The sequence below is a fragment of the Bacillus sp. B2-WWTP-C-10-Post-4 genome (assembly GCF_009183805.1).
Lineage (GTDB): Bacteria > Bacillota > Bacilli > Bacillales > Bacillaceae_G > Bacillus_A > Bacillus_A cereus.
The window spans coordinates 1-4,640 of the sequence record NZ_WEII01000192.1; the positions used below are offsets into that span (position 1 = coordinate 1).

Here is a 4,640-nt window from a genome sequence, read left to right on the forward strand (position 1 = left end):
AAGTAATACTATAAAGAATAAGTTCCAAATAACACTAGGGATCCATGGTGGAATCCATTTTATACTGTTTTTATATGAAAAATTCTCTTCAAAACGCAAATAAAAAAGGGCAATTTCAGCCCTTTTTTATTTATAAATCCTCTATATCATATTCAGTATATCCCTCATAATAATAACTAATATCAATGCCTTTCATGAATACTTCACGACTATTAATTTTATCTACTAGTGCATTTTTGAGTAAATACTTAATTTCAATATCTTTAATCGGGCTGCGTTCCATTGCCAGTAAATAATCTTCTTTATCAATCCTATTCCAGTCAACCACCTGTTGAATTTCATTCTTAAAGATTAAATCTAACCATATTCTAGTCGCTCTACCGTTTCCTTCTCTAAAAGGATGAGCAATGTTCATTTCAACATACTTTTCAACGATTTCATCAAAGGTTGTTTGTGGCATAGTATTTATATGTTCTAGTGAATGGCTTAGATACATAACAGGAGCAAATCGAAAGTTCCCCTTCGCTATGTTAACCTTTCGAATCTTCCCAGCAAAGAAATAAATATCTTCAAATAGATAATTATGAATGTCAGAAAGACCTTTAAATGTGCCAACTTCTATGTGGTTTATTTCTCCTGAATCATATAAATCTTTGGCTTTCATTTTTGATAGTCGTTCTTCCACTCGATTCAATTCCAACTGATTTTTGATACCTAATTTATTTTCTAGCACGGTCATTCTCCTCTTTTTCTGCCATTAATCCTTTTAGCATATCCAAATCTTCTTGTGTGGCTAAATTCTTGATGAAACTTCTAGCCATAGTTTTATAATTGAGATATTTCGTTTGTTCTGGATTACGTTTTTTATAGTTTTTTGTGGCTTCATTTTGCGCCTTGCTATATGCCATTCTCTCCCTCACTTTCAAGTATATAAGCATATTATATATGACTTAGTAATATATTCAAGCGAAAGAAAAGCTAGTGCCGAAGCCCTAGTCTAACACTATACCAAATATATAATTTTAAATTTTATCATTTCACAATATTTATCTTTTTAGAATAATCTCTCATATGTAATCAAGATTTTTCACTCTCTGTAAAAAGTGATTTATGTTCTACTGGAGAAGAAAGCACTATTAAGGTTGTAGGCTTTCCATACTCTAAGCACAAATTAATATAGTCTTCAAGTGTATGTACTGATTCTGTCACTACCTTTGTTAGATAACTGTATAAACCGGCAATACGATGGCATTCGACTACATCTGGATGTTCCATTGCAAATTTTTTATATTTGTTGCAATCTCTTGGTTCCATTAAAACAAACGCGATAATATGTTTTTTTAATTCTTTCGGATTAACAATCGTACGATAACTTATAATGACACCCTGTTCCTCTAGTCTTCTGACTCGCTCTGTAACAGAGGGGGAACTCAAACCTACCAGCTTTCCTATTTCAACCATACTTAAACGTGCATTTTCCTGAAGATGTGAAAGAATCTTTAAATCTGTTTGATCCATTAATGTATCTCCCCTTGATTAATTAAGAATACAATTAATAATTCTTAAATTTTTTAAGAAAATTATAATTAATACATAAATTATAGCATGTTATCTTTTTTTAAAACTTTATATAATTGATATCAATTAACGAAAGAGAGGCTGAGTATCTTGACACAACAATCATTGAAACGTTCAATTACTTGGGTACAAGGGACTGCATTAACCATAGGGGCTGTGTTGGGTTGTGGAATTCTTATATTGCCCTCAATTACTGCAAATAGCGCTGGACCAGCTTCGCTTTTATCTTGGGTTATCATGTCTATATTAGCTTTTCCCATTGTCGCAACTCTGGCGCATCTTGCTAAAATAATTCCTAGTGCAGGAGGAATTACATCTTATGTTCAAATGGCATTTAATGCAAATACGAGTGCAATCCTAGGATGGATTATGTTAGGATCTATTCCTATTGGATTACCTATTATCGCTTTAACAGGTGCCCATTATATTGGTTATGTTTTTCCAATAAGTAATGTAGGAGTTATAGGCATCGCGGCAGTAATTTTGATTACTTCTTTACTCTTACATATTAAAGGAATTGAGTTATCATCAAAAATAAGTGTGTTTGTCATTTGTATAATTTCACTTCTAATAATTGTGGCTGTTGTCGTTTCTATCCCCTATGTAAAATTAAGTTCTTTTACACCTTTTGTACCAAACGGATGGTCTTCTGTTGGAGCTTCTTCTGTAATTATCTTTTTCTCATTTGTAGGATGGGAGATGATAACCCCATTAGCTGAAGAGTTTAAAAGACCTGCTAAAGATATTTCCATTAGTCTATTTTTAGGGGCAATTTGCATCTCAATTATGTACATTGCAATATCTTTTGTAACAATAGGGACTCACTCATATGGTGATAAGAACCAGATAGCTTCCCTTAGCATTCTAATATCAAAAGGATTAGGACCAATAGGTACATATATAACCACTATTTTAGCAATTTTCATTTCGTTTAGTGCTGTACATGCTAACATTGCAGGTTTTTCAAGAATGATTTACGCCCAAGCTAGAGAAGGACATTTCCCTTCCTTCTTTGCTAAATTACATTCTAAATTCCAAACTCCAACTAGGGTTTTACTAGTTTTAGGCGGAATTTTTAGTTGTATTTTAATTTTTTATGGTATAGCACGACCAAATTTAGAGATGCTTCTAAAAGGCCCTAGTGTAATTTTTATTACCTCGTATATTTTTACAATGCTAGCTGCTCTTAAGTTATTAAAAGTTCAAGATATAGGTTGGTGGATGGCCTTCTTATCTTTAGTTATATGTATTTTTGTATACTCATTTAGTGGTTGGGCGATTTTCTATCCAGTAATCTTATCATTCATAGGTGGGATCTATATACTTATGAATAAAAGGTCCAGCACAGTAATCAATCATCAATTAGATACACCCAATGAAAAATAGTTTCATAATCTCTATAAACTAATTCTACAAATTATATAATGTTATTAACACTATCAGATTGGAATAGATATAAATTCTGCTAACTTATAATTAACTCAAATTAATTTTATGAAATATGAATAATTATGTGTATTCAAGAAAAACCCAGGATAACTTTTTAAAATCATCCTGGGTTTTTCTGTATAAAATGAATTTCGTTATTTTATTTATTTCCCCAATTATATATTTCTTCACAATTAATAAACAAACATATAAATCATTTAATTATGTAAAAAATATATAATTAAATACCCCTATAAACTATATAAAGTTTAAACCAGCATATCAGCGAAAGTAGATCCAACGTTGTTTTTACGCTTCATATGCTTTTCTAAATATATTTTAGTCGTTTGAATATTTTCATGGCCAAGTGTTTGCATTAAATGATATAAATCTGCATTACCTTGTTCTACTGCCATAATTGCGAAAGCATGACGGAATGTATGCGCCGTTACTGGATTTTCACGATACAGTAGAAACTCTAAGTTTGTCTTTTTTATCATATCTGTTACTTGATTCGATAATGTTTTAGAGTTATAAGTATTTCCTCTTTGATTTATAAATACCGGACTCTCATCCCCTTTATCCAATACCGTTTGGAATCCTCTTCTCAGCCTCATTTCACAAATACACTGATATAAATGTTCCGAAATAAAAAGTTCACGCACTTTATCCCCTTTTCCAGTGACTTTTAACCAGTACTTTCCGTCGTAATGTAAATCTTTCACTCTCGCGGTGCACAATTCTTGAATTCTTGCACCAGTACTTGCTAGAGCCAGTAAAATTGTATAGTTTACTAAATGTCCTCTTTCTTTAAAAAACCCTAAAATTTTCATAACCTCATCATAGGATAGGTCCCGATTTGGCCGATCCTGCTCATTTACATTTGCGCGCTGTAGTTCTTCATGAAGAGGCTTTTCAATATAAGAAAATGCATGAAGATGTTTTAGAAAAGAACGAATGAGCACTGTTTTCTTTGCAAGTGTTGCGACTGCATATGTGTCACCATTCCTACCGTTCTCTACTCGTTTCAGCCAAGAATTGTATTTACGAATATGCCAAGGTTGCAATGTTTTCAATAAAGAGTCATTTTTCTGTACCTCTTCCCCATTCAATTCAAATTCTTCTGCATGCTGCACCATGCACTGACAAAATGACAAGATTTCAGAAACATAACTCTTTTTCGTATCCTCTTTTCTATTCTTCTTCTCATCCATATCTTTTTGTAAATGTACGAAATGATAAATAACTTCCAGGTCACTTAAATACGTATATTTACTCTTTCCCTCTTTTTCTGCAAGCTCCATTTTCTCTTCCAATTTATCCACATAACTATCGTTATACAGAAATGGAACTACATCTCTTAAATTCTCTACATATGTATCTATATATTCACTATGTTTATTTATAATAGATAAATTTTCTTTTTCATTTTTATTATCCATATTTCAAATTTACCTCTCCTATTGAAGATTATAATAATAATTCTCTTTATTACCTATAATTATTATTTTATTTTACTTCTATTAATTATACAAATGATAATTCATTTTCCTTCTGTAAGAACACTACATTCTTCTCTATTTATCAATACTTATATTTTTTTATAATTTATTATTAAATAGATATCTTTTAAC

General features: G+C 31.2%; 5 protein-coding genes. 1 reads left to right on the top strand and 4 read right to left on the bottom strand.

Going from position 1 to position 4,640, the window contains the following annotated elements; translation table 11 throughout:
- Positions 1-130: 130 nt before the first annotated feature.
- The 3 genes from fic to GBN78_RS28625 form a co-directional block, all read right to left on the bottom strand.
- Positions 131-739: a protein adenylyltransferase Fic gene (gene fic, locus GBN78_RS28615; protein ID WP_033690372.1), complete on the bottom strand. Its 609-nt coding sequence runs from the start codon at positions 737-739 to the stop codon at positions 131-133.
- Positions 720-908 carry a hypothetical protein gene (locus GBN78_RS28620; RefSeq protein ID WP_000331758.1) on the bottom strand — a complete coding sequence of 63 codons (189 nt, stop codon included), beginning with the start codon at positions 906-908 and terminating at the stop codon, positions 720-722. The genes fic and GBN78_RS28620 overlap by 20 nt, the downstream gene beginning before the upstream one ends.
- A gap of 169 nt (positions 909-1,077) precedes the next feature.
- Entirely contained in the window at positions 1,078-1,518 is a 441-nt protein-coding gene (locus GBN78_RS28625; RefSeq protein ID WP_152127979.1) for an Lrp/AsnC family transcriptional regulator, read from the bottom strand.
- Between the two features lie 150 nt (positions 1,519-1,668).
- On the opposite strand from GBN78_RS28625, the gene GBN78_RS28630 reads away from it, so the two are divergent.
- Entirely contained in the window at positions 1,669-2,964 is a 1,296-nt protein-coding gene (locus tag GBN78_RS28630; protein WP_152127980.1) for an APC family permease, read from the top strand.
- A gap of 311 nt (positions 2,965-3,275) precedes the next feature.
- Here the strand turns inward: GBN78_RS28630 and GBN78_RS28635 are convergent, their stop codons facing one another.
- Positions 3,276-4,448 (bottom strand): tyrosine-type recombinase/integrase, encoded by a 1,173-nt coding sequence (locus GBN78_RS28635; RefSeq protein ID WP_000369036.1) that lies wholly within the window; start codon positions 4,446-4,448, stop codon positions 3,276-3,278.
- Positions 4,449-4,640: the final 192 nt, after the last annotated feature.